The organism is Candidatus Methylarchaceae archaeon HK02M2, from assembly GCA_024256165.1.
In the GTDB taxonomy this organism is placed as follows: Archaea; Thermoproteota; Nitrososphaeria; order Nitrososphaerales; family JACAEJ01; genus HK02M2.
Genome location: JAKLZG010000090.1, coordinates 1 through 2081, shown reverse-complemented (window position 1 = coordinate 2081; position 2081 = coordinate 1). Strand labels below are relative to the sequence as shown.

Annotated in this window: 3 protein-coding genes; all 3 read right to left on the bottom strand. The window is 36.9% G+C overall.

The window, feature by feature from the left end; all coding sequences use genetic code 11:
* Positions 1-84 precede the first annotated feature (84 nt).
* On the bottom strand, positions 85-840 hold the full coding sequence (locus L6N96_06960) for an isopentenyl phosphate kinase (GenBank protein MCP8323897.1): 756 nt from the start codon (positions 838-840) through the stop codon (positions 85-87).
* Positions 840-1790 carry a mevalonate kinase gene (gene mvk / locus L6N96_06955; protein MCP8323896.1) on the bottom strand — a complete coding sequence of 317 codons (951 nt, stop codon included), beginning with the start codon at positions 1788-1790 and terminating at the stop codon, positions 840-842. Before mvk ends, L6N96_06960 begins: the two co-directional genes overlap by 1 nt.
* A 7-nt stretch (positions 1791-1797) precedes the next feature.
* On the bottom strand, positions 1798-2081 hold a 284-nt coding region (gene amrB / locus L6N96_06950), incomplete at its 5' end, for an AmmeMemoRadiSam system protein B (GenBank protein ID MCP8323895.1).

Sequence of the window (2081 nt, the reverse complement as noted above, 5' to 3'; positions counted from 1 at the left end):
CATTCAAGGAGAGTAGTTGATGTCTTTGCTTCAACCTCTTTACCTAGGCAGATATCGATGTGATCTGCTTTTCTCTTAGTTATCTCATCTTTCATTTCGAATCCCTTTTATTAAGGTGCCTTTTATTAGTTCACCCTTCAATGCTTTAAGAATTCTTTCTGAATCTTTACCATTGATGAACAAAACATTTATCCCACTTTTTGCTATTTCTATTGCTTCTTTTAACTTTAGTATCATTCCTCCAGTAACATCCATATCTGGAATCTTGAGCTTGATCTTTGTTATGTCTTCTGGCTTCAATTCATCTATAAGAGAGTCCGGTTGATTTACATCCTCAAATATGCCATCTACATTTAAAAGAAAAATGACCCTCGAAGGTCGTAGAGTTACTGATAGCATCCTCATGATCTCATCCCCTGATAGTACATAAAATCCTCCTTCTTTTGTAAGAATATCGCCATAAGTTATAGGTGTTAAGCCGTAATTGATTAGGAAGAAAAAAAGTCTTTTTTGTAATTCAAATGAATATTCTAGAAAATCAGATGGTGGTAAAAAATAAGGACTGATACCATACTTATCTAAACAATTCAAAATCTTAAGATTGAGCTCCAGCATAGCTGCCTTAGTCTTACCTACTCCTTCAGCAGTCGCCCTTGATGGTTTACGAGTTAATTTATACTTCTCAGCGAAATAATGCCCAAAAGACCCACCACCATGAACCAATATTATAGGAATAGTGGATTTTGAGAGAGCGTTACATACTAAATCTAATACATCCAAATTTATTGAAAGAGGTTTATCTTTATATGTGATTAATGAACCTCCTAGTTTTACAATCACTAATTCTTGTTCTTCCAGACTTTTACCCCCTCACAGGGTATTTTAACTATTGATATGTTTACATCATTTTTCTTTAGGCGCTGAGCTACAATTCTCGCCTCCCCAGCTATAGGTAAAGCTATTATACACCCACCCCCACCAGCACCTGTGAGCTTCGCTCCAATACAACCTGATTGGAGGGCTTTTTCAATTATATTATCTAACTCCTTTCTTGATGCTCCCATCTGGCTTAAAACTACATGGAAAAAATTCATTATAGAACCTAAAGTTGTAAGATCATATTTAATCAAGGCATTAGTTGCAGTCTCTGTAAGGCAACTGGATGAAAAAACTAAAGAAGTAAAGATATTTGGGTATAATCTCTCCATATCAGAGAATTTAGCAATCATCTTGGATGTCTGACGTTTAATCCCACTATATCCTACTATAAATTCCACCTCTTTATCAAGTTCAATCTGCTTAACTTTCTCTCCAATTTTAAATAAGATAACACCACCATAAACCGCGACATTCACATCAATACCTGATGGCTTGCCATGAGTTACTCCTTCCGACGTCATAGCTAAATTTACTATCTCTTCTTGTGATAGATTCTGACCAAGAGCTGAGGATGTAGCAGCAACCGTTGCAACAGCTACTGAGCTGGATGAACCAAGACCTGAGGAGATGGGTAGATCTGAATTTATGGATACCTTTATCCCCTTTTTTTCACCTAAAAACTCAAAAGTAGCTTTAATGGCTTCTACTGTAGGTTTCAAGGGTAAAGGAACTTTATTGATGTTAGAAGCTACCAAGTCTAACTCCCTTGACGAGACTTCAATGCCATCGAAAGTCTCGGCTGTTACTAATGCCCCTTTATGGATAGCGGCTGCAAGTGCAAAGGAACCATGTACTACGAAGTGTTCTCCAGTGATGATAATCTTGCCTGGAGCTCTAGCAAAAAATTTCAATAATATTTCACTGGAAGATTATCGATGCATATCCAACTACGCTAGAATAATCTCCCGTTATATCGCCACTTGTCGCATACTTGAGGAGTTGTCCCTTTGTTATATTCAACTCTTTAATAGCTGTTATTATTGCTGCTACTGGCCCGTATCCACACATAGTTATGTTCCATTCCTCAATAATATCGTAAAGTTTGGGTACATCTGTCTGTATAATGGCTTTAATAGCTTCGGAGTCTTTTCTTAAAGCAACTTTATGCTCCTCATAATGGGTAAAGTCTGAAGAAGCTATTA